Annotated in this window: 24 protein-coding genes; 7 read left to right on the top strand and 17 right to left on the bottom strand. The window is 59.3% G+C overall.

Annotated elements, in window-relative coordinates:
* Positions 1–195: 195 nt before the first annotated feature.
* Both FN060_RS19165 and FN060_RS19160 read right to left on the bottom strand, forming a co-directional pair.
* Positions 196–552 (bottom strand): polysaccharide deacetylase family protein, encoded by a 357-nt coding sequence (locus FN060_RS19165; protein ID WP_185929066.1) that lies wholly within the window; start codon positions 550–552, stop codon positions 196–198.
* A gap of 33 nt (positions 553–585) precedes the next feature.
* Complete coding sequence (locus FN060_RS19160) at positions 586–1,713, bottom strand: acyl-CoA dehydrogenase family protein (RefSeq protein ID WP_183950116.1); 1,128 nt, start codon at positions 1,711–1,713, stop codon at positions 586–588.
* A gap of 343 nt (positions 1,714–2,056) precedes the next feature.
* On the opposite strand from FN060_RS19160, the gene FN060_RS19155 reads away from it, so the two are divergent.
* The 4 genes from FN060_RS19155 (at position 2,057) to FN060_RS23575 (ending at position 4,450) form a co-directional block, all read left to right on the top strand.
* Positions 2,057–2,314: an enoyl-CoA hydratase-related protein gene (locus tag FN060_RS19155; RefSeq protein ID WP_142589624.1), complete on the top strand. Its 258-nt coding sequence runs from the start codon at positions 2,057–2,059 to the stop codon at positions 2,312–2,314.
* A gap of 29 nt (positions 2,315–2,343) precedes the next feature.
* Positions 2,344–3,512 (top strand): IS3 family transposase gene (locus FN060_RS19150; protein WP_142589623.1). Its coding sequence is split into 2 segments (ribosomal slippage): positions 2,344–2,608 and positions 2,608–3,512, totalling 1,170 coding nucleotides; the frame shifts between segments, so codons are not numbered across the junction.
* 367 nt (positions 3,513–3,879) lie between these two features.
* Positions 3,880–4,371: a DUF6118 family protein gene (locus FN060_RS23580; RefSeq protein WP_425312201.1), complete on the top strand. Its 492-nt coding sequence runs from the start codon at positions 3,880–3,882 to the stop codon at positions 4,369–4,371.
* Positions 4,313–4,450 carry a DUF6118 family protein gene (locus tag FN060_RS23575; protein ID WP_425312198.1) on the top strand — a complete coding sequence of 46 codons (138 nt, stop codon included), beginning with the start codon at positions 4,313–4,315 and terminating at the stop codon, positions 4,448–4,450. Before FN060_RS23580 ends, FN060_RS23575 begins: the two co-directional genes overlap by 59 nt.
* A 177-nt stretch (positions 4,451–4,627) precedes the next feature.
* Here FN060_RS23575 and FN060_RS19145 read toward each other — a convergent pair whose 3' ends face one another.
* From FN060_RS19145 to FN060_RS19135, 3 genes are read right to left on the bottom strand one after another with little or no spacing between them, the layout of a single operon-like run.
* Positions 4,628–5,620, bottom strand: a complete 993-nt coding sequence (locus FN060_RS19145) for a TRAP transporter substrate-binding protein (protein WP_142589622.1) — start codon at positions 5,618–5,620, stop codon at positions 4,628–4,630.
* Positions 5,621–5,634: 14 nt separating this feature from the next.
* Positions 5,635–6,906, bottom strand: coding sequence for a TRAP transporter large permease (locus FN060_RS19140; RefSeq protein WP_142589621.1), 1,272 nt, complete (start codon positions 6,904–6,906; stop codon positions 5,635–5,637).
* A 9-nt stretch (positions 6,907–6,915) separates the two neighbouring features.
* Positions 6,916–7,440: a TRAP transporter small permease gene (locus FN060_RS19135; RefSeq protein WP_183950118.1), complete on the bottom strand. Its 525-nt coding sequence runs from the start codon at positions 7,438–7,440 to the stop codon at positions 6,916–6,918.
* A gap of 746 nt (positions 7,441–8,186) precedes the next feature.
* Between FN060_RS19135 and FN060_RS19130 the strand changes: the two genes are divergently transcribed.
* On the top strand, positions 8,187–9,227 hold the full coding sequence (locus FN060_RS19130; protein WP_210310835.1) for an Ldh family oxidoreductase: 1,041 nt from the start codon (positions 8,187–8,189) through the stop codon (positions 9,225–9,227).
* 12 nt (positions 9,228–9,239) lie between these two features.
* On the opposite strand, the gene FN060_RS19125 is transcribed toward FN060_RS19130, so the two are convergent.
* The 5 genes from FN060_RS19125 to FN060_RS19105 form a co-directional block, all read right to left on the bottom strand.
* The gene (locus tag FN060_RS19125; RefSeq protein ID WP_142589619.1) at positions 9,240–10,301 is read right to left on the bottom strand and encodes a LacI family DNA-binding transcriptional regulator; all 1,062 of its coding nucleotides are present in this window, start codon (positions 10,299–10,301) and stop codon (positions 9,240–9,242) included.
* A gap of 255 nt (positions 10,302–10,556) precedes the next feature.
* Positions 10,557–11,318: an SDR family oxidoreductase gene (locus tag FN060_RS19120; protein WP_244665881.1), complete on the bottom strand. Its 762-nt coding sequence runs from the start codon at positions 11,316–11,318 to the stop codon at positions 10,557–10,559.
* 2 nt (positions 11,319–11,320) lie between these two features.
* Entirely contained in the window at positions 11,321–12,136 is an 816-nt protein-coding gene (locus FN060_RS19115) for an aspartate dehydrogenase (RefSeq protein ID WP_210310836.1), read from the bottom strand.
* Positions 12,133–12,858: an alpha/beta fold hydrolase gene (locus tag FN060_RS19110; RefSeq protein ID WP_210310837.1), complete on the bottom strand. Its 726-nt coding sequence runs from the start codon at positions 12,856–12,858 to the stop codon at positions 12,133–12,135. Before FN060_RS19110 ends, FN060_RS19115 begins: the two co-directional genes overlap by 4 nt.
* Before the next feature lie 76 nt (positions 12,859–12,934).
* Positions 12,935–13,480, bottom strand: a complete 546-nt coding sequence (locus tag FN060_RS19105) for a cupin domain-containing protein (RefSeq protein WP_142589617.1) — start codon at positions 13,478–13,480, stop codon at positions 12,935–12,937.
* 310 nt (positions 13,481–13,790) lie between these two features.
* Between FN060_RS19105 and FN060_RS19100 the strand changes: the two genes are divergently transcribed.
* Both FN060_RS19100 and FN060_RS19095 read left to right on the top strand, forming a co-directional pair.
* The gene (locus FN060_RS19100) at positions 13,791–14,600 is read left to right on the top strand and encodes an enoyl-CoA hydratase/isomerase family protein (RefSeq protein ID WP_142589616.1); all 810 of its coding nucleotides are present in this window, start codon (positions 13,791–13,793) and stop codon (positions 14,598–14,600) included.
* Between the two features lie 3 nt (positions 14,601–14,603).
* Positions 14,604–15,863: a CaiB/BaiF CoA transferase family protein gene (locus FN060_RS19095; RefSeq protein WP_210310838.1), complete on the top strand. Its 1,260-nt coding sequence runs from the start codon at positions 14,604–14,606 to the stop codon at positions 15,861–15,863.
* A 546-nt stretch (positions 15,864–16,409) separates the two neighbouring features.
* Here FN060_RS19095 and FN060_RS19090 read toward each other — a convergent pair.
* From FN060_RS19090 to FN060_RS19065, 7 genes are all read right to left on the bottom strand, one after another.
* Positions 16,410–16,823, bottom strand: coding sequence for an acyl-CoA thioesterase (locus FN060_RS19090; RefSeq protein ID WP_142589615.1), 414 nt, complete (start codon positions 16,821–16,823; stop codon positions 16,410–16,412).
* Between the two features lie 63 nt (positions 16,824–16,886).
* Complete coding sequence (locus FN060_RS19085) at positions 16,887–17,846, bottom strand: dihydrodipicolinate synthase family protein (protein WP_142589614.1); 960 nt, start codon at positions 17,844–17,846, stop codon at positions 16,887–16,889.
* On the bottom strand, positions 17,847–19,400 hold the full coding sequence (locus tag FN060_RS19080; RefSeq protein WP_142589613.1) for an FAD-dependent oxidoreductase: 1,554 nt from the start codon (positions 19,398–19,400) through the stop codon (positions 17,847–17,849).
* 38 nt (positions 19,401–19,438) lie between these two features.
* Positions 19,439–19,783: an NIPSNAP family protein gene (locus FN060_RS23265; protein ID WP_142589612.1), complete on the bottom strand. Its 345-nt coding sequence runs from the start codon at positions 19,781–19,783 to the stop codon at positions 19,439–19,441.
* Positions 19,784–20,040: 257 nt separating this feature from the next.
* Positions 20,041–20,493 carry a MaoC family dehydratase gene (locus FN060_RS19075; protein WP_142589611.1) on the bottom strand — a complete coding sequence of 151 codons (453 nt, stop codon included), beginning with the start codon at positions 20,491–20,493 and terminating at the stop codon, positions 20,041–20,043.
* Positions 20,494–21,115: 622 nt separating this feature from the next.
* Positions 21,116–21,805, bottom strand: a complete 690-nt coding sequence (locus FN060_RS19070) for an HAD family hydrolase (RefSeq protein ID WP_142589610.1) — start codon at positions 21,803–21,805, stop codon at positions 21,116–21,118.
* A 90-nt stretch (positions 21,806–21,895) separates the two neighbouring features.
* Complete coding sequence (locus FN060_RS19065; protein ID WP_142589609.1) at positions 21,896–23,158, bottom strand: glycerate kinase type-2 family protein; 1,263 nt, start codon at positions 23,156–23,158, stop codon at positions 21,896–21,898.
* Positions 23,159–23,799 lie beyond the last annotated feature (641 nt).

Raw genomic sequence — 23,799 nt, 5'->3', positions numbered from 1 at the left:
TTTCGATTTCGTTCGCATGCCCGCCCATAGCCAAAACCTCGCTAACGGCGAATGAACCACACAAAGTGAGGAAGAACCCGTTTAACTGCCAAGCGACAACGGGAAAGTCGTCGCTGGCTCTCTCATACGTTTATGCTGCTCTGGAGCGTGGCGAGCCCGCCTACGTTATGGTCTTTGATGAGACCCTTCGCGTTGTCAGGGAACGCGCTTCCGGAATGGGCATGCCCCTGGAGAAATTTTTGGGCAGCGGCCTGCTGAAGCTTGATCAGATTGATCCAGCGGAGCTGACGCCGGGTGAATTGACAAATCCTTGCCGCGCACCGGAATGACGAAGGGCTCGTCACGGCTCACGTCGTCGATGTGATAATTGAAACCCTCCTCCTGGAGGATCTTCAGCGTGTTGATCGTACCGCGCATCGCCGCGCCGTTGTAGCCGGTCGGCGCCACACCGGTGGCCCGCTTGATCGAGGCGACGTTGTCGGTGATGAATTTCCGCTCGTCCGCTTCCTGAAGCGCAACCCGCCGACCCGCCGCCGACCACAACATAGTCATACATCGTCCATTTCTCCGTCGCACCGAAATCGATCAAGCAATCAGCTGCCGCCCGATGATCATGCGCTGTATTTCGCTGGTACCTTCCCAGATGCGGTAGACGCGAGCATCCCGGTATAATCTCTCGACGGTCGATTCCGCGCTGTATCCGATAGCGCCATGGATCTGCACGGCCTCGTCAGTCACATACTGGAGCACCTCCGACGCGAACAGTTTCGCCTCGGACGCCTCTCTGATGATCGGTCTTGTCATGTCGTGCAGATACGCGGCCTTGCGCAGCATCAGCCGCGCGGCCTCGATCCGCATGGACATGTCCGCGAGTTTGAATTGCACGGCCTGGTGCTTGGCGATCGGCTGCTTGAAGGTCTGCCGAACCCTGGCGTAGTCGAGACTTTCCTCGAAGGCAGCCTGAGCTATGCCGACGGCCTGGGCGCCGATGCTGATGCGCCCGGCATTCAGCGATCCCAATGCCTTGCGGAATCCGGCTCCGGGCGGGGCGAGCATGGCGCTCTCGGGAATCTCGCAATTCTCGAAGACCAGTTCCGACGTCGCCAGTCCGCGCATTCCGAGAAGACGAGTCTTCTGGCCCACGGTGAAGCCCTCGGTCTCCCGGTCGACGAGAAAGAGCGATATTCCGTCGCGGCCAAGGGCGGGATCGGTAGTCGCGACCACCACCGCCCAGTCGCAAATCGCGCCGGCAGTTATGAAATGCTTCGTGCCGTTCAGAAGATAGTTCCCGTTGGGCTGCTGTCTCGCCACGGTCCTGACCGAAGCAACATCGGAGCCCGCTCCAGGTTCCGTTTGAGCGATCACGCAGATTTTTTCGCCCGAGACCAACGCAGGGAGGAGTTGCTGCTGCTGCTCGGGAGTCGCGTTCTGCTCGATCAGGTCGCACATCAGCTTGCAGAGCCCCTGCATATCGGCCACCGCAGCGCAACCTCTCGACATTTCTTCGAGCGCGATCGCCCATGAAACGGTGTCGGCATCCGATCCGCCGTGGTCCGACGAGACCGTCATACCAAGCAGGCCGAGTTCGGCCATACGCAGATACAGGTCCCGCGCGAAGTGGTCGTTCTCATCGATTTCGCGCGCCCGAGGCTTGAGCTCGTTTTCCGCGAAGTTGCGCGCCGTTTGCTGGATGATCAGCTGAGTTTCGTTCAAGTCCAATTGCATCGGAGGCCTTTCGTAAGGCGATTGGGTGACAGCGATTGAGATAATTGCTGTCCGTGCAGACCTACACGGCAGCGACGGTTCGGCGGAGGGTTACGATGCCTGGTTTCGGACCCACTTCAGCACATGTTGAGCGACGCTCCTCCCATTCCAGAACTTCACTCATGACAAGCGTCGATCTAGAAAACGTTTTCTAGGTCGCTTTGTAGCGTGATTTTCTGCAGGCTGCAAGGCCACATAAAAGGCAAACATAAAACCTCGATAGCGGTGTTGCACAGTCGTATTTCGACTGGTAAACGATTTCTCCTCTTCGAGGGTAAGGGGCCTAGACTGTATGACGCATCGTGAATTTGTCACCGTCGATATCGTAACCGATGGCGTGGCGGTACTCACGCTCACCAATCCCCCTCTCAATCTGACGACCCTGCACACTCTCGACCGGCTGCTCGAAGAATGCGGCCGCCTGTCGGCCGATCGAACTGTCAGGGCGCTCGTCATAACAGGGGCGGGAGACAGAGCCTTCTGCGCGGGATCGGACATCAAGGAATTCGCCTCCTGGTCTGCCCCTAAAAAGTGGTCCTCCCTGAAGTAGGCTATTGAGCTGTTGGAGAGGACGTTGGAATGCCCCAGAAGAAGCACAAACCGGAAGAGATTGTCGCGAAGCTGCGCCAGGTCGATGTTCTGTTGTCGCAGGGCCGATCTGTTGGCGAAGCGGTTCGTTCGATCGGCGTGACGCAGTTCACCTATTACCGCTGGCGCAAGGAGTTCGGTGGCCTGAAGGGTGACCAGGTAAAGCGGCTGAAGGACCTTGAGAAAGAGAACGAGCGGCTTCGCAAGGCGGTGTCGGACCTGACGCTCGAGAAACTGATCTTGAAAGAGGCTGCCTCGGGAAACTTCTGAGCCCTTCCCGCCGCCGCCGATGCATCGACCATGTCATGGCGAAGTTCTCCGTCTCGGAGCGCTTCGCCTGCAAGGTTCTGGGCCAGCACCGTTCGACCCAGCGCAAGAGGCCTGGAGGCAGGCCAGATGAAGAGGCATTGACCGCCGACATCATCCAGCTCGCTTCCCGCTATGGCCGTTATGGCTATCGCAGGATCACCGCGATGCTGCGGTCCGAGGGCTGGACGGTGAATGCCAAGCGCGTCGAGCGCATCTGGCGGCGGGAGGGGCTGAGGGTTCCCCAGAAGCAACCGAAGAGAGGCCGTCTTTGGCTGAATGACGGATCGTGCATCCGGCTTCGGCCGGAGCACCCTAACCACGTCTGGTCCTACGACTTTGTCGAGGACCGGACCCACAATGGCAGGAAGTTTCGCATGCTCAACATCATCGACGAGTTCACCCGGGAATGCCTGGCGATCCGTATAGATCGCAAGCTCAACTCGACTGGTGTCATCGACGCCCTGTCGGACCTATTCATCCTGCGCGGCGTACCGGGTCATATTCGTTCCGACAATGGGCCGGAGTTCATTGCCAAGGCCGTGCGGGACTGGATTGCCGCTGTCGGTGCAAAGACCGCGTTTATCGAACCGGGAAGCCCCTGGGAAAACGGCTACTGCGAGAGCTTCAACTCGAAACTGCGCGACGAACTGCTCAACGCTGAGATCTTCTACAGCCTTGCCGAGGCCAAGGTCATCATTGAAGCATGGCGGCGCCACTACAACACCGAGCGGCCACACTCATCGCTCGGTTACAAGCCGCCAGCACCGGAGGCCATTGTCTGGCCTGCTCCGCCACGTGGATCCGCTCCATCATCGGCACAAGAGATGGCAGCAAAGCCGATCATGCATTAAGACTGAAGCCGGACCACCTTAGCGGGGCAGGCCAATCGGGCTTGCTGGCGCCGATCCGCTCGTCGCAATTGCCGCCCAGCAGCCCTTTCGCCAGGGTGAGACTGCGGCATCCATCACTGTTACTGCTCTGCTCGGCAGGGCAGCCCCAGATTGGGTGGCACTGCCCGGCCTTGCGGTCACAGCCGACAACGTTGTCGAGGCTTTCCAGACCGTTTGGCGGGCACCCGCGCCTCACGAAGTCCTTCGAAGACTCCGGCTGGTCGGCCTTAACGGGTCAGGTCCAACCACCTTAGAGAAGTAAACTGTTGATTTCCACTGAGAGCTGACCCACCGAGACTTATTCCATGCCTAATCACAGACAAGTTAGATAAGTTCCAGCAGCCGGCAGACTATAGCCGAGGACCTCGCGCAGATCGTCCAAAATCTTGCTCTTGTCGGGGAGCATCTTGAAGAGCTCGAGAAGAGCCCTCTCCTGAAAAACGGGCCGGAACATTATGCTCGAGCGCTCGAACGCAGCGGCGAGGGATTGGTAAAGGCGGCCCCGCAGCAGCTCGAGCGTCAGGCGGCGCCGGCTGAAACCTCGCCCTGCACGTCGCAAGTGCACGGGAGCGGCGTTCACAGGACCGGTGGCGTCTCGGGTGCGGCGGGTGGGGATCCTTGTGGGCATCGCGCTCACGCTGTTCCTGCCGGCATTGTTGCCATTCTCGGCCGCGCCCCGTGTTGCAGCATTGTGATGGGAGGAACGCACTGGCAGGCCGGCATGAGCCTGATGGCCTTCGACAGTCCGGAAGCGTGGAAAGGTGGTGGCAGCCGATCAACTCATCGAGGCCAACAAGGCCGAGGTCGCGACCTGCCGTGAGGCAGCGGCGGAGGCTGGGGAGGCTCAGAGACGCACAATCACGGTTTCGGCAGGGCACGGCGGTAGGAAGAATCAGTAAAAGTCTTCGAGCCAGAATCGGCGACGAGAGCGTGGAAAGATGGGTAGGATCTGCCGTGAGTGGAGGTGTGCGCCGCAACAAGGGCGATTGATCCAAACGCGGACCAGCCGCCCCTCGTTAGGGCGGCCGGACTTCTTAGTAATCAATCTTGCCTCTGACCCTTTGCGCCAGGCCGCTTTATTGAAGAGCGGCGCGAGCCTTTTCCAATGCGGCCTCGCTCTCGGCACCGCGGGGGGTGCTATCGATCAGCTTGCGCGCCACGTTGGCAGTGGCATCCTTGAACGACTCGAGATCGGGCTCAACGATCTCAACTCCGGCCTCGCGGGCCTTCTCTAGGCCGCTGGCATAGCCCTTGAGGTAAAACTGGATGGCATGGGCACGGGCTTCGTCAGCGGCCTCGACCACGATCAACTGCTGCTCTTCGTCCAACCGATTGAAGTGCTCGGGCGACATGACGATCAGGGCCGGCATAAAGTGGATTTTGGTGAGGTTGAAATACTTGCTCACCTCAGAGTGTCTATCGCTGACGAAGACGTCGGGCGAGTTCTCGGCACCGTCGACCACGCCGTTCTGCAGGGCGATGTAGACCTCGGCATAGTTCATCGGGGTCGGCTGCGCGCCAAGTGCCTGATAGGTCTCGACGTAGGCCGGGCTCTGGATAACGCGCACCTTGACGTTCTGCATGTCGCTAGCTTGGCGGATCGGCTTGGAGGACGTGTAGACGTCGCGCTCGATCGCGGTGATGAAGCCCAAGGGCTTGTAGCCGTGATCGGGTAGATAACTCAGCATGTGGTCGCCGAACGAGCCCTGTAGCAACTTGTTAGCTTCCTCAAGATCGTTGAACAAGTAAGGCGCTGCGAACACGGCATACTCGGGGACCGAGTTCTCCATCGGCGCGCTGGCGGTGATGACGATGGACTGGGCACCCGAACGCACCGATTGCAGCATCCGAACCTCGCCACCGAGCTGCGATTGGCCGAAGATGCTGACTGTGACCTCGCCGTTGGTGCGGTCTTCCACCAGTTCCTTAAACTTCTCCGCGAACGCTTGGTAGTGCGTGTCCGGCATTAGGGTATGGCCGATGGTAAGGTCCACCTGCGCCGCAGCAGGGCCAGCTTGGGCGACAAGAGCAAAGGATGCTGCCGCAACTAGATTTCTGAATAAGGTCATTTTATTTCTCCCTGTTATCGAACTAGTATTGTGGAAATGATCGGAACGTAGCTGATGATCGCGATGTTCGTGACTAGCACGACGAGGAAGATGGCCAGCGGCCGCATCAGCTGGTCGATACGCAACTTGGCTACTTCGCAGACGACGAAGAGGTTCACCCCGACCGGCGGCGTCACCATTCCGGTGGCGAGATTTACGATCATCAACATTCCGAAGTGGAGTGGATCGATGCCGAAATGGGCGGCGATCGGCGTGAGGATTGGGGCGAGAATAATGATTGCGGCCAAGGTCTCCATGAACATGCCGACGACCAACAACAGTAGGTTCACGAGCAGCAGGAACATAATCGGCGAATCCGCAAAGCTGAGCAGCCAACGGCTGACCTCTTGCGGAACCTGCATTATTGTGAGGAAGAAGCCGAACCCAGAGGCGAACGCCACGATCAGCAGCAGGCCCGACGACGTGAGGGCACTGCGGATCAGGACCTGCGCCAGCATCGACAGCGTGAGTTCCCGATAGAGTAAGATGCTGACGATCAAGCCATAGACCACCGCCACGACTGCAGCTTCGGTTGGGGTGAAGAAGCCGGAATAGATGCCGCCCAGAATCAGGATCGGCATTAGCAGTGCCGGGCCGGCATCCCGCAGCGAGGTCAGAACATTGCGGATCCAGATGCGGGGAGTGACCGGGGTAATGGAGTCAAAGCCGCGGATATTGGCCACGACGATCACGGTCAGGATTATCGTCAGCCCGATCATGACCCCCGGGATGATACCGGCGATGAACATGTCGCCCACCGAGACACCCGTCACTAACGCGTAGATGATCATCGGCAGCGATGGAGGTATGATGGCGCCCAGCTCCCCGGCCGAGGCAACCGTCGCCGCAGCGAAGTTGCGCGGATACCCCTTTTTCTCCATCGCGGGAATTGTGATGGCGCCAACCGCCGCCGCCGTCGCCGATGACGAGCCCGAGATGGTGGCGAAGAACATGCTGGTTAGCACTGCCGCTGCACCGAGGCCGCCGCGCACCCAGCCGATCAGGGCGTTGGCCAGCCCAACGAGGCGCCGGGCGATGCCTCCGGACTGCATGATGTTACCGGCCAAAATGTAGAAAGGCACCGCCATCAGCGAAAAGCTGTCCAGGCTCTCCAAGGCGGATTGCAAGACGGTGACCGGCGGGACGCCGAAATTCGACAGTCCCCACATCGCCACCGATCCAAGTATGACCGCGATGGGGACCGAGAGGGCGAGAAGGACAATGAAACTTAAAGAAATCAGAGGCATGCGTCATACTCACTCAAGTCGCATTTCGGGGTCTTCCACCTCCACCGCATTGCGGCCGAAGAAGGCGCATTCGAGCAGGAAGGCGAGCATGTTCAAGATAGCGAGGCCGCTGCCGACCGGAATCGCCGCGTGGATCCAGACCATTCGCAGTCGCATGACTGGGGAAGTCTCCATCAGGCCTTCGTGCGTGAAGCGGAGCCCGATCAGAAATACGGCGCTGAAGAAGGCCATGCTGATGAGCGTAGCGGCAATCTTGACCGCAGTGCCCGGCCGCTTCGGCAGAAGCTGCGGAAACATCTCGACCGCTATCAGTCCGCTCTGGCGCGTTAGCACGGCAACGCCAAGGAACACCGCCCAGATCGACGAATAACGCGCGACCTCTTCGGTCCAGGGGGCGGCTATGTTCACGCCTATCGCGCCCAGAATGAAGCGCACGACAATCTGTATCGCGACCGCAGTCGTCGCCAGCGCAAGTAGTCCGCCGACAATCCACTTCAGTAATGCATTGAGGCTATCCAGACCTTGGATCGCCAACGCGAACGGCCTCGGTCCTCGGGACCAGTCAATCTCGTCTGTTGTCATGGATGCGTGAGTCCCTGTAGGCATATGCGTGGCAGTACCCCTTTTGCTCCGGAGTGCTCGCTGATGAGGTGATTGCGGCCGGCCTGAAACTTACTTGCTTCAGAGCATCCCTGGCGGCCGTGTCTGAACATCGGCGCAGGTCAGGATCAGGTCCGGAACGGTGGCGAACTCGAGTGGGCCCTCCCTGACCCGATGGTTCGTTGCTATCGTCTTCTAATCTCTGGCTTCCACTATGAGGAAGGCTTCTCTCCGCCCAAACTCATTGCTTGTTCTTAGCAAACGTTTACAGCATGATTGACGGGAGGGGCTAGCGTGTCAAGGGATTTTTGATGCAGGACCTCTCGCAGCAGGCTGTTACTCGACTCACAGCATCAATCCTAGGCCTTTTGCAGCACAGTCTTGGCCAGCTCTCTACCGATCAAAGAGCATAAGAAGGGCCTAGATCTCAGGTTAGGCAGATTGGATTCGCCGGATGTGCGTCATTTCAAGGTAGTTCGATAGACGCTGTGGTGGAAGTGCTCCGTACGGCTCTCGACCGCAGCTGTCTTGCCTGCCGTGCGGCGGAACCGATCGAGCTTCGCGTTCAAGACGGATTAGCAAGGAAAACGTTTACTTTTAAACGTTGATGATTTAGCTGTTTGTTCGGCAAGGTTACCTTGTCCTCTGTGATGTTAGCGATCCGAGAAGGAATGGTTTCGATGTTTGTGGATCGCTCTGGCAACCATCATCTTTCTTTGGCGGAATTGACGGCCATGCTGCAGCCGGCGTTAGTCGAGGCTGGAGCATCGGATAACGTGGCAGGAATCTTAGCGTTGAACTGCGCGACTGCAGAACGCGACGGATCACGCAGCCACGGGCTGTATCGAGTAAGTGGCTACATCGACAACCTCCGCAGTGGTTTCGTCAATGGCAAGGCAGTTCCCGTTATTGCCCGCCCGGGTGCGGCGATGATCCGCGTGGATGCTTGCCGGGGATATGGTCGGCCAGCGCTTGAGGCGGTGATCCCTGAAGCAATCGACGTGTGCCGCATGGCTGGAACCTGTGTCATCGCCATTGGGAATTCCCATCACAACGGCCCCCTATGGCTGGACATAGAGCCCTTTGCCGACGACGGGCTGGTCGCCCTGACTATGGTGGCCAGCGTGGTGGCAGTGGTGCCCCACGGCGCGCGTCGTCCAGTTTACGGGACCAATCCGATGGCCTTCGCCGTGCCGAGACACGGTCGGGCACCGTTGATATTCGACCAGTCCAGTTCGGTCATGGCCCATGGTGAGGTAGGAATCGCCGCGCGCGAGGGAAGAATCTTGGCCGAGGGCGTAGGGATAGATGCCGCGGGCAATCCCACTCGCGATCCAAAGGCCATTATGGCAGGAGGGGCACTGCTGCCTTTTGGGGGACACAAAGGTTCGCAGATCGCAATGATGATCGAGCTGCTGGCGGGGGCGATGACCGGCAGCAACTTTTCTCACCAAGTCGATTGGTCTGATTACCCAGGTGCCTGTTCGGCTCATACCGGGCAGCTATTTATCCTGATCGATCCCGTCGGTGCGTCGGGCGGGTCAACCGGTTTTGCGCTCAGGGTCGAAGAACTTCTGGCCGAATTGGCTGCGGCGGGGCAGGAGCGCTTCCCGGGCGAGCGGCGCATTGCGGCCCGCGAGAAAGCGTTGCGCGAGGGAATCTCAATTGAACCCGCGGTTTGGGAGGATCTTCTGTCGCTGGGCGCCCACCCGCCTGAGTGAGCGGGTTCCGCATCAGTCCAGTAGCGGCCTGTTAAGATTGGGCCGCACGGTCGAGCCGCGGACGACGATTCGCGTTTCCAACCGGATCGAGCGCAGAGGCATGCCCTCCTCGAGATGCCGCAGCATGGCTATGCCTGAGCGCCGCCCGATCTCATAACCTGAGACAGATACCGAAGTGAGCGGCGGATCAAGAAAGGATGAATAGGCCAGGTCATCGAAGCCGGCGATCGACATGTCGTGCGGCAGCGTCAAGCCGAGGCGTCGACATTCGGTCATCACACTGAAGGCGTGAGCGTCGCGGTTGCAGATCACGGCGGTGATTTCCGGACGTCGCTTGATAATCCTGCGGAAGGCCGCCGCACCGTCCTGGATCCCGAACTCATGGTCTACTTCCTCGATCACGGGCTCGCACCTCAGACGTTCCATGGTGGCGATATAGGAACTGACCCGCGCCTGCTGTCGATCATTTCCGGGCTGGCGGCCAGAGATCATCGCTATTTCTACATGGCCGAGCTGGATCATCAGGTTCAGCAGCTCGGTTGTGGCCTGATAATTGTCAAAACCAATGCAGGGGACTGGTGCGTCCTCGGCAAAGGAGTAGATCGACAGCAGGGGAATGTCGCGTTGCCGGCAGTAGTCGAGCAGCACCTTGTCCTGGACTTGGCCGAATATGATTAGGCCCTCGGCACCCTTCTCGATCATGGGCAAGGCATGTTTCATCAGATCGCGGTTGTCGTATCCTGCGACTTGGATGATCCCGAGATAATCATACTCGACTAGCGCTTCCTGCACGCCGCTGGCCACCAGCGAGAACAATGGGTCAAACAGTTTGGGAATGATCGTCCCGATCAACCGGCTACGCTGGTTACGCAGGGCTTTTCCGATGGAGTTGGTATAATAGCCAAGCTCGGCGGCCGCCATATCGACGCGCTTGCGCAGGCCGGGCCGGACCGTCTCAGGCTTATTAAGACTGCGGGAGACGGTGGCGATAGAAACACCGGCAAGCCGAGCCACATCATGAACCGTTGCTTTTCGTCTCAACTTTTGTGGGGGAACCGTCTGTTCTTCTGTCATGCCAGAGCTACGTAGTCGCGCTTTTTCCGGGGCGGGAACGCCATGATATGGAGCAAAGCGATACGGTGCGCAACTAACAAAGAGCGGCTGCCCGTGCCGTAGGCTGTTTTTGCTCACCGGGCGGAGCGGCCACCGGCTTTGTCAGCCGGTTCGCCTGCGAAACGTATGACGCCCGAGCCTGGATCAGATTGTCAGCCCCTTCTCGCAAGGGGCTGACAGTAGAATCCTGCGTGGCTGCCGCATGGTCCGGCGCCGTCACCAGATCGAGGCACCGCCATCAACGGTCAACATCGTGCCCGTCGCATAGGAGGCGCGTGACGAGGCCAGCCAGATGATGGCATTGCCGATCTCAATCGGCTCACCCCAACGATTCGTCGGCGCGCGAGCGCGGAGGCCAGCCTTGAACGCCTCGGGATCGGAAACCTCGGTCAACATCTTGCCGAAGTAGCTCGACCAGATCACGCCCGGAGCAACCGAGTTCACTCGGATATTGTCATCCGCGAAGTCGAGCGCCATCGCGCGGGTCATGGAGGCGACGGCGCCCTTGGCCGCCACATAGGCGGCCCGATCCTTGATTGCCACGGCCATTGCAATGTTGGAAGCGGTGTTGACGATGGCTCCTCCACCGCCGCGACGCATGATGGGGATGGCATGTTTAGAGCAGAGGTAAACGCCATTGACGTTGACCTCCATGATGGCGTTCCAGTCCTGAAGCGTCGTGTTCTCTACGGTGCCGAGAATCCCGCGCCCGGCATTGTTCACCAGAATGTCGATGCCGCCGAAGGTCTTGTCCGCGAAAGCGGCCAACGCCTTGCAGTCGTTCTCGCTGCAGACATCCACTTGGAAGGAGACAGCCTTCGGCCCCAGTTCGGACGCGATGCGAGCAGCGGCATCGGCGTCGAAATCCGCGACGACGACCCGGGCTCCCTCCTCGATGAAGAGGCGTGCGGTGGCCGCCCCGATGCCCGATCCAGCACCGGTCACGATCACCGATTTATCTGTAAGAAACATGTCCATAGTCAAAGCTCCAGGTTTGAGAAGTGCCGCAGGATCTCCTGCTCGACGCTGAGCGCGGCGAGCCAAGAGGTCCTTGGATTGTCAGGAAGCGCGTGGTTGGCGATCCTTGTTGTAAACCGGCCGAAGGCGCCTTCCGCGTCGATTTCATGTATATTCTCGGTGATGCCGGGATCGGCGATGAGACGGACCGTCGTTCGGGCAAAGCCCACTCCGGCCAGAGACACAGCGGCCGAGACATTCGTATTCTTGGGATAGTCTCGTGCAGCCTCGGCGGCGCTGCCCTCATAGATGACGGTCGGGCCCTCCAGGGAATTCAGCGCGACAAGATGTTCTGCCAGCGATCCTTTCCAAGCGGCCGGTGGCTTGCGACCTGTGTAGACGACCCGATCCAGCCCGGCGATGCGCGCGGCGCGCAAGACATCGAGCCCTCCGATCGCGCCTGGTGCGATGCGCGCGCGGGCACCGCCGCGCTGCGCGGCCTCTTCCAGCCGCGCGGTCGTGTTCTCGTCTCCCAACGCGCCGGCCGATATGATGATCACGTCGATTCCAGCCTCGAGCACCTGGGGCAGGATATCGCGCACGGCTGCGTGGGTAGCACATTCAACAACCAGATCCGGGCAGGCCGCGACCAGCTCGTCCACCTTTTTCCAACGCAGCATGTCAGGTTCGATCTGGGAAAAGGAGTCTGGAGGCAGAAGGCAGCCCGCTATCCGCAGCCCGCTCGCGCTTCCGCGCAGCGAGCGAGCCAAGCTTCGAGCCATAGCGCCAAAGCCTATGGTGGCGATAAGGGGAGCAGTCCTGTATGGGGAGATGGTCACAACGGCAGATCCTGAAGGAAATCCACGATCAGGCGGGCATAGTCCCCAGCGCGGGTGCGGGGGAAGAAATGGCCGCCTTCCAGGGCTTCCAACCGGGCGCCGGGAATGCTGCTGGCCAAGTCGCGCGAGGCCGAGAACGGTATCAGCCCGTCATCCGGCGCCCCGATGACCAGCGTAGGCTTCGAAATTCCGTGAAGCGCTTCGTACACGTCATACCGGCACAGCATCTGCAGCCGGGCCAGATGAATCGCGCGAGGCTGGAGCCGCTCGTCAGCGGCCAAGAGCTCGGCATCGAGCGCGGTTCGGTTAGCCTCGATCCAGGAAGCCGGATAGCCCAGCGCCTGGGTCAGCTTCTGGTGGGAAATCGCCCCTCCATCGCGCAACAACGCCTCACGTGCCTCGAACATGCGGCGGAAGCGGGTATCGACACGCGCCCAGGTTCCGCTAAGGACCAGCGCGCGCACCCTGTCCGGCACGCTAGTTACCAAGGTCTGAGCTACCATCCCGCCGGTTGAATGGCCGATCACCACTGCGCTGGCGATGTCGAGCGCGTCCAGAAGGTTCCGTGCATCCTGCGCGATGCGCGGTATCGAATACTCGCCATCCGGCCGGTCGCTACCGCCGGTGCCGCGATGATCCATGAGGATCAATTCCAGACCTTCGGGCATATGGAGGGCGGCCGCGTTCCAGAATGCTCCCTCGCCCCCGAGGCCCGGGATCATCAGGCAGGGCAATCCTTCGCCCTGTCTAGCAAAGTATATCCGGCAGCCGTCGTCGGTGCTGCATAGGGGCATGAGGTCAGTCCGGCTGGTATGGAATGGCAGGAGGCAGTGCGAAAGCGGTTCGACGCTCTATCTCAAGCACGTTGTCGGGGCGGGCGAAGGGGGTTGGATCCGGCTGTCCCGGGACCACCTCTCTCCCGATCTCCTCGAAGAAGGTCTCCAGCCCGTTCGGCTGGATGAACCACAGCCAGTGCAGCTCGTCCTGCGAATTGTTGATGAACATGTGTCGCCGGTTGCGCCCTACGAATATGGTCACGCCCGGCTCGACCGGATGCTCCTCGCCATCGACCACCGCCTTGCCAGTGCCACGGATGAAATGGATCACCTCGTCATGTTCAGGATGCGAATGCTCGCGAACATAGCCGGCTGGCGGCAGCGTCTGGGTACCAAGGCTGAAGGGGCTTTGCAGGCGGACGAAACCCGGAGCGATGCGGATCGAGATCTGCCCGTTGGCCGGAACCGGCTGATAGAAATCATGCCCCTCCTCGGGACGCAGTACCAAGACCTCGCCCAGATCCTTTTTGGGATCGGCGTGCCAAGAGTCTTGCTTTTCGGGGATCATCGTTCTCTCCTCCTGTTGCCATGCTCTGGCAGAGATATTGTTTGTGGAATGATCCGTACTGGTCGATTCGGCCTTCCGCCACATGAGTAAACGTTTACTAGTGTGTGGTCAAGGGCCACCCAGTTCCTGTGCGCCCCGGGTAGATCCTGTCAAGCACCGCGGCATCGCGCAGATGCGACTGAACATTCTAAGTCGCCGCTTGTCATGCTCTCCGACCGATGGTAATCGTTTACCAATATCTTTCTAGGTTGAGGCAGCGAATTAACCGCGCAAGCACAATTTTCAGCTGCCGTTTCGAGAGGTGCTCCGTATGGCCCAGCCCGCCTATGTCAGGGTGGAACGCAAGGATGCCGGGATACTCGTCCTGACGCTGGACAACCCGCCGCTGAACCTCAACACGTTGAGGACCTTGGATTGCATCCGTGAATCCTGCGCGGCCATTGCAGCCGATCCCATGGTGCGTGTCGTTATTGTTACCGGTTCCGGAGACCGCGCCTTTTGCGCTGGTTCGGATGTCACCGAATTCGCGACTGTGCGTGATGATGTCGTCTCGCATAAGCTCTCGTGCGAGAATGCGGCTTTCACCGCGATCGAGGAGTTGCCGGTTCCCGTTATCGCGGCGTTGAACGGCGTCACGCTGGGCGGTGGCGCTGAGATTGCGCTCGCCTGCGATATCCGCATCCTGGATGAGCGGGCGCGCATAGGCTTTCCCGAATGCAAGCTGGGGGTCTTCCCCGGCAGCGGCGGCGTCTTTCGCCTGCCGCCGATTGTCGGTTCTGGGCGGGCGCTGGAACTGATCTATACCGGTGATCTGATCGATGCCGAGGAGGCCCATCGCATCGGGCTGATCAATCGCATTGCTCCTGCGGGCAAGGCGCTTGAAACTGCGCTCGAATTGGCGCGGACCATCTCCAACCGTCCGGCCTTGGCACTGAGCTTGGTGCGCAGAGCGATGCGCGACTCCCGTCTGCAAACCGTGGCCCAGGCGACAGAACGGACTCTCGCAGACAGCCATGCCGTCTTCACCGGACCCGATATAGCTGAAGGACTCGACGCGTTTTTCGGAAAGCGTCCTCCTGTCTTCTCGGCCCCGCGACCAGATGCTTCTTCAAAGGACTGAAACATGATGTTGCCACTTTCTAATATCCGGGTCGTAAGCCTGACGCACTACCTTCAAGGGCCTGCTTGCGTTCAATTTTTGGCGGATCTGGGCGCCGAAGTCGTCAAAATCGAGCGTATCGGGGGAGCCTATGAGCGGCATTGGTCGGGCGCGCAAGCCTTCCTGAACGAGGATACCAGCGTCTTCTTCCTGGCGGCTGGCCGCAACCAGCGCAGCGTTGAGTTGGATTTCACCAAGGAAGAGGGCCGCGAGGTCCTGTGGAAGCTGATCGATAAGGCCGATGTTCTGGTAGAGAACTTTCGTCCAGGCACGTTGGATAAATATGGCTTCTCCTGGGAGGCCGCACGCGAGCGCAATCCGGGCCTCGTCTATTGCTCGCTGACCGGCTACGGGACAGACGGTCCGATGCGCGCGAAGCCTGGCCAGGATCTGCTTATCCAGTCGCTCAGCGGGCTCGCCACACTTAGCGGTCGCGCAGACGGTCCTCCGATCCTCTTCGGCACCGCCATAGTTGATCAGCACGCGGCCACGCTCGGCGCGATGGGTGTTCTGGCCGCGCTGCTGCGCCGCCAGCAGACCGGCGTAGGCTCACGGGTGGACAGCAACCTGCTGAATGCCGCGCTGGACCTCCAGGTTGAGCCGCTGAACTATCATCTCAACGGGGCAAAGCTCTGGGATCGAAGCGCCAGCGGGATCTCGTCGCGGTTCCATCAAGCGCCCTATGGCGTATTCAAGACTGCGGACGGCTGGCTGACCATGTCGCTTGCCGACGGGGCAACACTGGCGCGGACCTTTGGGGACGAGACGTTCGCTAGCTGGAGCCGGAACGACCAGTTCGAGCTGCGCGAGGAGGTCAACGAGCGCGTTGCTATACATATGGCCACTCGCACCACCGCAGAATGGATCGAGACCTTCAGCGCTAACGGTATCTGGCACGCCAAGGTCCACGATTATGACGATGTGCTGGCCGATCCACAGGTCATTCACAACGGCGCTATCCTCTCCTACGAGGATGCTAATGCGGGCCCCGTGCGGCTGATCGGCCATCCGATTCGCTTTGACGGCGAGACCATGCCGCTGCGCCGCCATCCGCCGATGCCAGGGGAGCAGACAGAAGAGGTCTTGGGCGAGCTGGGCTACGATGCCATCAGAGTAGCCGAGATGCGCACCACCGCCGTGATCGGCCCCAACCGTGCAGAGGTTGGCTTCAAGCGTGCGGCCAACGCGCCGGCCTCTGCCTACAGCCGCAAATCATCTGATTGACAGCTGGCGGCCTTACCGCCGGTAGTGCTCCCGGATTCTAAGTCGCCCTAGCGAGGAGAGCATGAGCGCAGCAGCAGCTTCGGCGGCTTGTCATGGGAGGCCGGGCGAGAGGGGCTATAGTATTGGTTTTCCCGTTTCGTGGACACCAGGAGCAGGAGGCATCCACACCATCAATCGATGGTCGGCTTCCTTGTGGCCAGTGCCTCGAATAGCTTTCCAGCAGGCCCATCTCGATCCAGCGGTAGTAACGTCGCTAGGTAGTCTGATAGTTGCCATAGCGCTCGGGTGCGGACCACGCCGCCCTTGCGATCGCTTGGTTATACCGAATGGCTTGATTCCGGACCATTGCTCATAGTTCAGCGCATCGACATTCATGACTGACCTCCAAAAAGCAGTCTTGAATCCCGAAGAACTCAAAAAATGGCAGCCTTAGAATAGACCGTTCCCGCCGTCCAGAACAAGGTGGCCTGCCTGCGGCCCGACCAAGACGCCTGCAAAGGGGCCCCAGGTAGATCCTGCCCCTGAATGTTTTGCGATAGATCCGGCTTAGGCTTGGGCCGCTATGGCCGTCCGCATCTGCTCGGGCCAAGGTTCCGGCCGGTAGCTGGTCTTCGGTACGTGGACGAGAGTGATCCAAGACTCGAAGCGCAGCTGCTCCCTACAATAGGCCGTGACCTTCAACGAAACACTGGTCCGGCCCAGACGCTCGACCTCGACAACCATTTCCAGCACCTCTCCAATGCGGCTAGGCAGCCTAAAATCCAGCTTCAGCGTAGCCGCCGGAATGGCCGTCTCCATCCTGATATGAATCTGGGCAAAGTCGATACCGATCACTGCGGCAAACCAGTCCTCGATAGTGGCGTTCACCATCTCAGCATAACGTGGATAAAAGACGATTCCAGCAGGATCGCAATGCTGAAAGCGAATCAGTTCTTGTCGTCGAAAGGGAACTTGGCCCATGCTTAATTTTCGCAATTCCAGCCGAAAGGGCGGGACGGAAGATCGTCCTGCCCTTAGAAGACCTCAGCTAACGTGACGATAGACGGTTTCCGAAGTCAGGCCGGCAAGCTCCATCATCCGGCCAATCTTGGCGATCTCTTCCGGCTGCGGCTTGACTAGCGGCGGACGCACATGTGCATCGGCCATGCGGCCAAGGAGCACCAGCGCCTCTTTCATGCGGTTGTGCATATCAAGAAGCGGTGCATCATAGAAGGCGCGAACGGTGGGATAGATGCGGTCGTTAATCTGGCGTGCGCGAGTGAGATCCCCGGCCTGTACCGCGCGGAACAGCGCGACCTGCAGGTCCGCAATGACGCTGCCTGCACCCGACAAGAGGCCATCGCAGCCCATCGCCAGCGAACCCAGCAGCCACGCGCTATGGGTTGTCAGGGTGCGGACGGGGCGGTCCAGGGCGCGCAACTCGCGGAGCTGGCGTTCGTGCTGGTTGCCGTCGCCGATTTGATCCTTCACCGCGCGGATCGTTGGGAATTTGCGGCATAGTTCCAACAGGCTTTCGACCGGGTAGGACAAGTTCGAGGACAACGGATACTGGAATAGGATGATCGGTAGGTCCGACGCGTCGGCAATGTGCTTGAGATGGATCTCAGTCATCTCAGGGCGCAGATGGCCCCCAAGGGACATGAAGGACGGTGGAAAAACCAGCAGCGCTTCGGCACCTTCGGCCTGGGCATGAGCAGCGATACGGCCGGCCTCAAGACTGGATTCGGTGTAAACGCCAACAATGGTGGCCACACGATCTCCCACGACCTCTTTGGTGATAGTGACCGCACGCCGCTGCTCTTCGAGAGTCAGCGCATGGACCTCCGCAGCATGGCCATTGATGGTGATCCCGGTGATTCCGTCCACCGACAGAAGATCGGTGAGATGGCTGCGATAGGCCCTCTCGTTAACAGACATGTCGGAATTGAACGGCATTAGACAGGCAGGGATGACCCCCTGCGGCTCATAGGCGAGTTTGCTCATCTAACTAATGGTCTCCTGGGAGTTGCGAGAAGGTACTGGGATAGCCTGCTGAGCGGTTCTAGCGGACTCTCGGGCGACGGCGGCGCCGGCAAGCATGCCCGAGGCGAAGGCCCAGCCGAGATGGTGGCCGTGCCCTTCCAGCAGCACCCCGCCTTGTCCGGCAGATCCGGCTGCATAAAGGCCGGGAACGGGACTGTCTTTTCGGTCGAGGACTCGCAGCGAGGTATCTACCCGCAGGCCTCCTTCGGCATGAACGATCCAAGGCTTGGCTGGACCCAAGGCATAGAACGGTGGCTTAAGCAGCTTCGGGCGCTCACTTCTGGCGGGAAGGGCCGCGTTATAGTTCTCAATGGCTTCGGAAAGGGCCGCGCCGTCGATGCCGACCTTCCTGCCGAGCTCCTGCCAGCTGTCGGCCTTGTAGAAGATGTCGCGACGCGAGCGCTCGTAGTCGCGCAGATATGCGTAGCCGACGCCGGGCGCGGTCGAGATGAAATTCGGCCAAGCCTGCAGCTTGTCGGCGACCGCCTTGTCGAACACGATGAAGGCATGTTGCTGCGGCTGGTCGGCCACCTTGAATTCGGGAAAAGACAACTCGTCGCAGAATCGTTGGCCGTTGCGATTGATCAGCACGGCACCTTGGCGAAACACACCCGGATAGGGCGCAAGGAACGTCGTCACGAAGGACATGAGCATTGGCCGCAGTATCGGATCGGGCAGGATCTTCATGGCCGTAAGGACGGCGGAACCGACCAGCCGGATCGGCGGCAGCCGGTTGACCAGTGCAGTTTTTGGTGGCGCCAGGAACCGCAGCTGCGGCCCGGTCGCGAGATCTCCGTTCACCACCTCGCCCCCGGCCTCCTCGCCCAGAGCGTGGCCGTCGCCGGTGCTGGCAGGATTGATCGCATCAAGGACCAGCAGATCCTCGCCAAAAAAACGCTTCTGGTACGCGCGTGGGGCTCCGCTCAAATCACCGGTTGTCAGGATCACACCCCGCGTGGCCGCCAAGGTCCGCATCTGCCCGCCGGTCTCGATCTCGACTCCGGTAACGCGCCCATCCATTTGGGTGAGGCGCCGCACCGGCGTCGAAGTCAGGATTGTTCCACCGGCGCGCCGCAAGGCGCGCGTCAGATGATGTATATAGCCGCGCGAATGCGGAACGATCGCATGCAGGCGCGGTTCGCGGTGCGGCGGCTCGGGGATGGGGCCCATGAATTGGACACCGGCCTCCCGCAGCCGCCGATAGGCTTCCGGAATGTTCTCCACCAAGAGGCGACGCAGCTCGAGATTATCGCGTGAGACAAGGTCGCCCGCAAATTTCCCTAGATCCTCGAAATGAGCCTCGGTGGAATCCACGATCCCGCGGGCGCGCTGCAGGTCGGTTCCGGTGGTGCAGACCGTGCCCACGGACATCGCCGTGGTCCCGCCGATGTGTGCCTCTTTCTCCAGGAGGAGGGTGCGGCATCCCAGCCTAGCCGCCTCGAGTGCAGCCATGAGGCCGGCGCCGCCGGCACCAACGACTATGACGTCATAGATTTCGATTGTTGTGTCTGTCATGCTTATGATTCCAGATGTCGCTGCCTGCTCCGGGAACTTCAAGAAGGCATTTCGGTGGGCCGGCCGCGCACCGGCAGCGGTGAGAAGCAAACAGGCTTGAGAATGCGGGTGGACTGAATGTCGATCAGGCCTGCGACCCGACCAAGATAACCGTTCCATTCCGTATCGGCCAGCATTCGAGTGCGGCGGGCCTCGCGATCAGCCAGGCTTTCATAGGACCACCAAGCCACCACATGGTTCAGTTCGCCAATTTCGGTGATGAAATAGCCAAGGAATCCGCCGAGGTGTCGGCGCTGGATATCGAGGCCGTACTTTTCATAGGTCGAGATGAATTCGTGAAGTCTTCCCGGAACTAGGCGGTAATCGCGTTCCTCGACGATCATGCGTGCGTCTCCCCTGATGGACAGGTCGTTAACGCCCAATCCCGGACGCTTTGCACAGGTGCCGTGCCTACAAAATGCGAGATAAATGAAAACGTTTCCAAAGTCAATCACGAATGCAGAACGAAGAGGGTTCCGGTGACGGAGTCACCTGCCGCATGCCCGCGGCAGGAAGTTAGAATGTAGCAAGCCAGTCTATGACGGATTGCTTGTCCTTTGGACCAGAGCCGAAAGGCAGACCAAAGCTAATCCTGCCGCGATCAGGAGCCTTCTTTCGGTAACGACTTTACCCACTTCAGGATATGACTGGCGACTGCTATCGTCTCGCCGCGTTGGTTCGTTACGGTGATGTCTGAGACTGAGCGTCGCCTGGCCTCGTCGATCGCAGTGATCCGGTAGGTGACCGTGACCGTATCACCGAAGAAGACCGCTCCGGTAAAACGGATGCGATCATAACCGAGCGATACCGGGATCTCGCCGAGGCCATAGGGGTCGCGGGAGCGGTCCACCATCATGGTCGATGTCGTCGACATAAAGCCGACTAGCAGGGCGCCGTGGCCAATCCTTTGTCCATAGGCAGAGTTTTCCATCATGACTTGGTTGACGTGAACCGGCGCCAGATCCCCTGTGAGGCCCGCAAAAAGATAGACATCGGACTCTCCAACCGTTTTGGAGAAGACGACTTCGTCGCCGACCGAAACATAAAAGGACATGGCTGAATATTCCTCGCTACAGAAGCGTTGATGCTGCATTTGGTTAAACGTTTACAATCCATCTTCTCAGCGGAGTGGATAGCTGTCAACTCCGAAGTGACCTAATGTCCAGATACCAATAATACGCCCTTCCGGATCGGCCCGGCCCTGGCGAAATGGCCGACCTACTAGACAGCGACAAAGATCGAGCAGTAACTGGATGATACTGATATAGATGTCGTTCTCGAGATGCGCGGGTATAGGTGCCGTCTGTAATATCGGCATATCCGAGCAGCAGTCTTAAAGAGCTGCAACGCGTGCACCGTCGGGTTCAGCGCCGACCACGATATCCGGTCCAAGCCAGATGCACCTCGAAGGCGCGGACATCTTCCAGGCCGAGCCGGTCGGGGGATCGGCCGAAATGGTGGAAAAACTTCGCGATCGCGTGCACGTAGGACGTTGCGTGGCCGGCGAGATTCGCCGTTCGTCGTGTCTTCGATCATGCACCAGCGAAAGAGGGCCTAACTCAGCCATCTCAGTGCCCCTGTTCCAAGATTGCAGCCCAAAGCCACAACCCTTCAAAACAGAAGCTCAACCGCAAAGGACCCGAAAAATGCCGCGTCAGCACCTTTGTTCAATCCGTTTATGAAGACATTCTCGAAGAGGTCGCGCAAGTTCGCATCTTGTGCAATGTACTTTTGACGCCGCTGAAATCGCGGAGGCTGCACGTCCCTGGCGGAAACTTGTTTGTCGCTCCTTCCGGCACGACCGCCAGAAACGGAATGCACAAATCACGAGCGGCCTCGAACTCGGTTGTCGAGTCACCAATTGCAAGGACTTCGAGGGGTGAGCACCCCTCGCTCTTTAGAATTGATGCGAAAGCCTCTGGTTTACTCACCGGGACACCGATCAGATTCTCGAAGAAGGATGTTAGAGCGCGGCGGGCACAGATGTCGTCAAGCTCGTCTTGCGGCATGCCACTCACCACGTGCATTTTCACATTGCCGTGAAGGTATTCCAGCAGCGCTCTGGCGCCGGCCACTTCCGGTACTTCTAAAATTCGATCGGAGATGAAGGATTTAAACTGAGCACAGAGAGCGTCGATCCGCTCTTCCGAGGCTTGCCGTCCAAAGATCGAGCGTTCAAAGAACCGGAACTTTTCTCGTCGACCGATCCCGCCATGGGCCTCTTGGTAGGCAACGACGGCATTAATTAGTTCGGGCGCTTCATCTTCATAGGCGTGTGCGAAAGCTTTTGTCTTCAAATCGGCTGATTGCAACAGCACCCCATCGAAGTCGAAAATGATCTGCTTAAAGGGTACTAAAAATCGCATTGGCTATCGACCTTGCATGAAGAAATAGAGAACGAGCTGGACGGCCTGACCGGAACCTAGGCCGCGCCGGATGGGATTGCAGCTAGGATGCTATGTGACGAGAATTGCTCTTAGGTCATTGACATTGATCCCAGTTGGTCCCGACACGAAAAGATCATCGATCGCGGCGAAGGCAGTCCAAGCGTCGTTGCGCGCAAGTGAGGCTCTTGCATCGATGCCTGCCTGCAGCATCCTTGTGATGCTGCCAAAATCGGCGAATGCGCCGGCATTGTCTTGCGAGCCATCCACCCCATCAGTGTCAGCAGCAAAGGCGTGAATGCCCTTAACGCCATCAACGCCTAGCGCCAGCGCAAGCAGAAATTCAGAGTTTCGGCCGCCCTTCCCTCCTTTTTGGCGGATGGTCACTGTGGTCTCGCCCCCCGAAAGCAGGAGGACAGGCTTGGCGAACGGCCGGTTGCGGATTGCGATTTCACGCGCAATGGCGGCGTGCACCGCGCCCAGCTCGCGCGCCTCGCCCTCCATTGCATCTGACAGAATGACGGCTTCGATACCAAGCGCGTGCGCTCTTTCGGATGCGGCTTCCAGCGAGCGGACCGCAGAGGCGATGAGATGCACTTCATTACCTTTTAACCGCAGATCTCCCGGTTGCGGGGCATCGGCGTCAGGTGACTTGAGATGGTTTATGGCCGCTTCAGGCAACTCAAGCCCATAGGCTTCAACCACCGCCAGAGCATCAAAGCGGCTGACTTCGTCGACCACTGTCGGTCCCGATGCGACAAAGGCGGGGTTGTCGCCGGGAATGTCAGATACGATGAGTGAGACAACACGCGCGGGATAGGCGGCAAGCGCAAGACGACCGCCCTTGATCATCGATAGGTGCTTGCGCACAGTGTTCATTGCCGAGATTGGAGCACCGGATGCCAAGAGCGCTTCATTGACTGCGATCTCATCAGCAAGCGTCATGCCCGGCGGCGGGGAAGGTAGGAGCGCAGAACCGCCGCCTGAAATCAATGCGATTACTAGATCATCCTTGCTTAGACCCATGACTGCTTCGAAAAGTCGTCTGGTTGCGAGAAGACCGGTGGCGTCCGGAACTGGATGGGCCGCCTCGATGACCTCGATCATCTTGCAAGGAGCACCCAAGCCATACGGCGCGACGATGACGCCCTCGACCGGATGTCCCCATACTTGCTCGAGTGCAGCAGCCATTCGCGCCGCGCCCTTACCCGCCCCTATGACAACCGTCCGGCCCTTCGGGCGCGACGGCAGGAAATCTCGTATGGCATGGCGGGGATCAGCGGCCTCCACAGCTGCTTCGAACAGTGACACAAACAATGAACGTTCTTCAGTCATGGAACCTTTCCGGGAGTACCCAGCGTCGATCCTGGGGCTCAAATTTTGAAACACGGTTAAGCGGCAACTTCAAGCAGATTACACTCGGGCGGCCGGTTTCCCATCTGTTTGTAGATGCTTGTCTATCGGTTTGTCGCAAGTGTCCTTAACCTGCACCACATTCGCGGCGGCCCGCATTACGGGACGCGACGTGTCGCAAAAGCAGTCGCTCAAGTCTTACTTTTGCACCGGATGTCGTTTGGCAGTTAACCGCAAGAATCTGCCTCAACATTTTCAATTAGATAGCGCGGCACCTAATTTGATACACGGCAGTTAATCTGAGAATGTCGCATGGAATATGGCATCTAACTTGAGAAACAGCGGGCCACGACGTCGAGATGAACTTTGATGATTTCGCAATCGCTGCGGCGGAAATAGAGGTTTGGAATACCTCGTTTCTTCAACAACTTGGCAGCTCGTCCAGGCCAACTCGGGATAGCCCATACCTGCAACTGATTTGCAACGGCACTTGACGAAGTTCTCAGATTAAATGCCAAACGAGATCCAAACATCCGCATTCTTACGATTAAGGGTTCTTCCTCACTTTGTGTGGAGCCGCGGCAGCATTCGTGCCTTCAGCAATTCAGGGCCTGCCCGACCGT

It is taken from the genome of Pseudorhizobium halotolerans, from assembly GCF_902153235.2.
Taxonomy (GTDB): Bacteria; Pseudomonadota; Alphaproteobacteria; order Rhizobiales; family Rhizobiaceae; genus Neorhizobium; species Neorhizobium flavum.
The sequence above is the reverse complement of the archived record's forward strand: the minus strand, read 5'-3'. Positions and strand labels throughout refer to the sequence as shown.

Coding starts and splice junctions, on each gene's coding strand:
- FN060_RS19165 (WP_185929066.1), bottom strand. CDS start 552: ATGACTATGTTGTGGTCGGCGGCGGGTCGGCGGGTTGCGCTTCAGGAA.
- FN060_RS19155 (WP_142589624.1), top strand. CDS start 2,057: ATGACGCATCGTGAATTTGTCACCGTCGATATCGTAACCGATGGCGTG.
- FN060_RS19145 (WP_142589622.1), bottom strand. CDS start 5,620: ATGACCTTATTCAGAAATCTAGTTGCGGCAGCATCCTTTGCTCTTGTC.
- FN060_RS19140 (WP_142589621.1), bottom strand. CDS start 6,906: ATGCCTCTGATTTCTTTAAGTTTCATTGTCCTTCTCGCCCTCTCGGTC.
- FN060_RS19130 (WP_210310835.1), top strand. CDS start 8,187: ATGTTTGTGGATCGCTCTGGCAACCATCATCTTTCTTTGGCGGAATTG.
- FN060_RS19125 (WP_142589619.1), bottom strand. CDS start 10,301: ATGACAGAAGAACAGACGGTTCCCCCACAAAAGTTGAGACGAAAAGCA.
- FN060_RS19120 (WP_244665881.1), bottom strand. CDS start 11,318: ATGGACATGTTTCTTACAGATAAATCGGTGATCGTGACCGGTGCTGGA.
- FN060_RS19110 (WP_210310837.1), bottom strand. CDS start 12,858: ATGATCCCGGGCCTCGGGGGCGAGGGAGCATTCTGGAACGCGGCCGCC.
- FN060_RS19105 (WP_142589617.1), bottom strand. CDS start 13,480: ATGATCCCCGAAAAGCAAGACTCTTGGCACGCCGATCCCAAAAAGGAT.
- FN060_RS19100 (WP_142589616.1), top strand. CDS start 13,791: ATGGCCCAGCCCGCCTATGTCAGGGTGGAACGCAAGGATGCCGGGATA.
- FN060_RS19095 (WP_210310838.1), top strand. CDS start 14,604: ATGATGTTGCCACTTTCTAATATCCGGGTCGTAAGCCTGACGCACTAC.
- FN060_RS19090 (WP_142589615.1), bottom strand. CDS start 16,823: ATGGGCCAAGTTCCCTTTCGACGACAAGAACTGATTCGCTTTCAGCAT.
- FN060_RS19085 (WP_142589614.1), bottom strand. CDS start 17,846: ATGAGCAAACTCGCCTATGAGCCGCAGGGGGTCATCCCTGCCTGTCTA.
- FN060_RS19080 (WP_142589613.1), bottom strand. CDS start 19,400: ATGACAGACACAACAATCGAAATCTATGACGTCATAGTCGTTGGTGCC.
- FN060_RS23265 (WP_142589612.1), bottom strand. CDS start 19,783: ATGATCGTCGAGGAACGCGATTACCGCCTAGTTCCGGGAAGACTTCAC.
- FN060_RS19075 (WP_142589611.1), bottom strand. CDS start 20,493: ATGTCCTTTTATGTTTCGGTCGGCGACGAAGTCGTCTTCTCCAAAACG.
- FN060_RS19070 (WP_142589610.1), bottom strand. CDS start 21,805: ATGCGATTTTTAGTACCCTTTAAGCAGATCATTTTCGACTTCGATGGG.
- FN060_RS19065 (WP_142589609.1), bottom strand. CDS start 23,158: ATGACTGAAGAACGTTCATTGTTTGTGTCACTGTTCGAAGCAGCTGTG.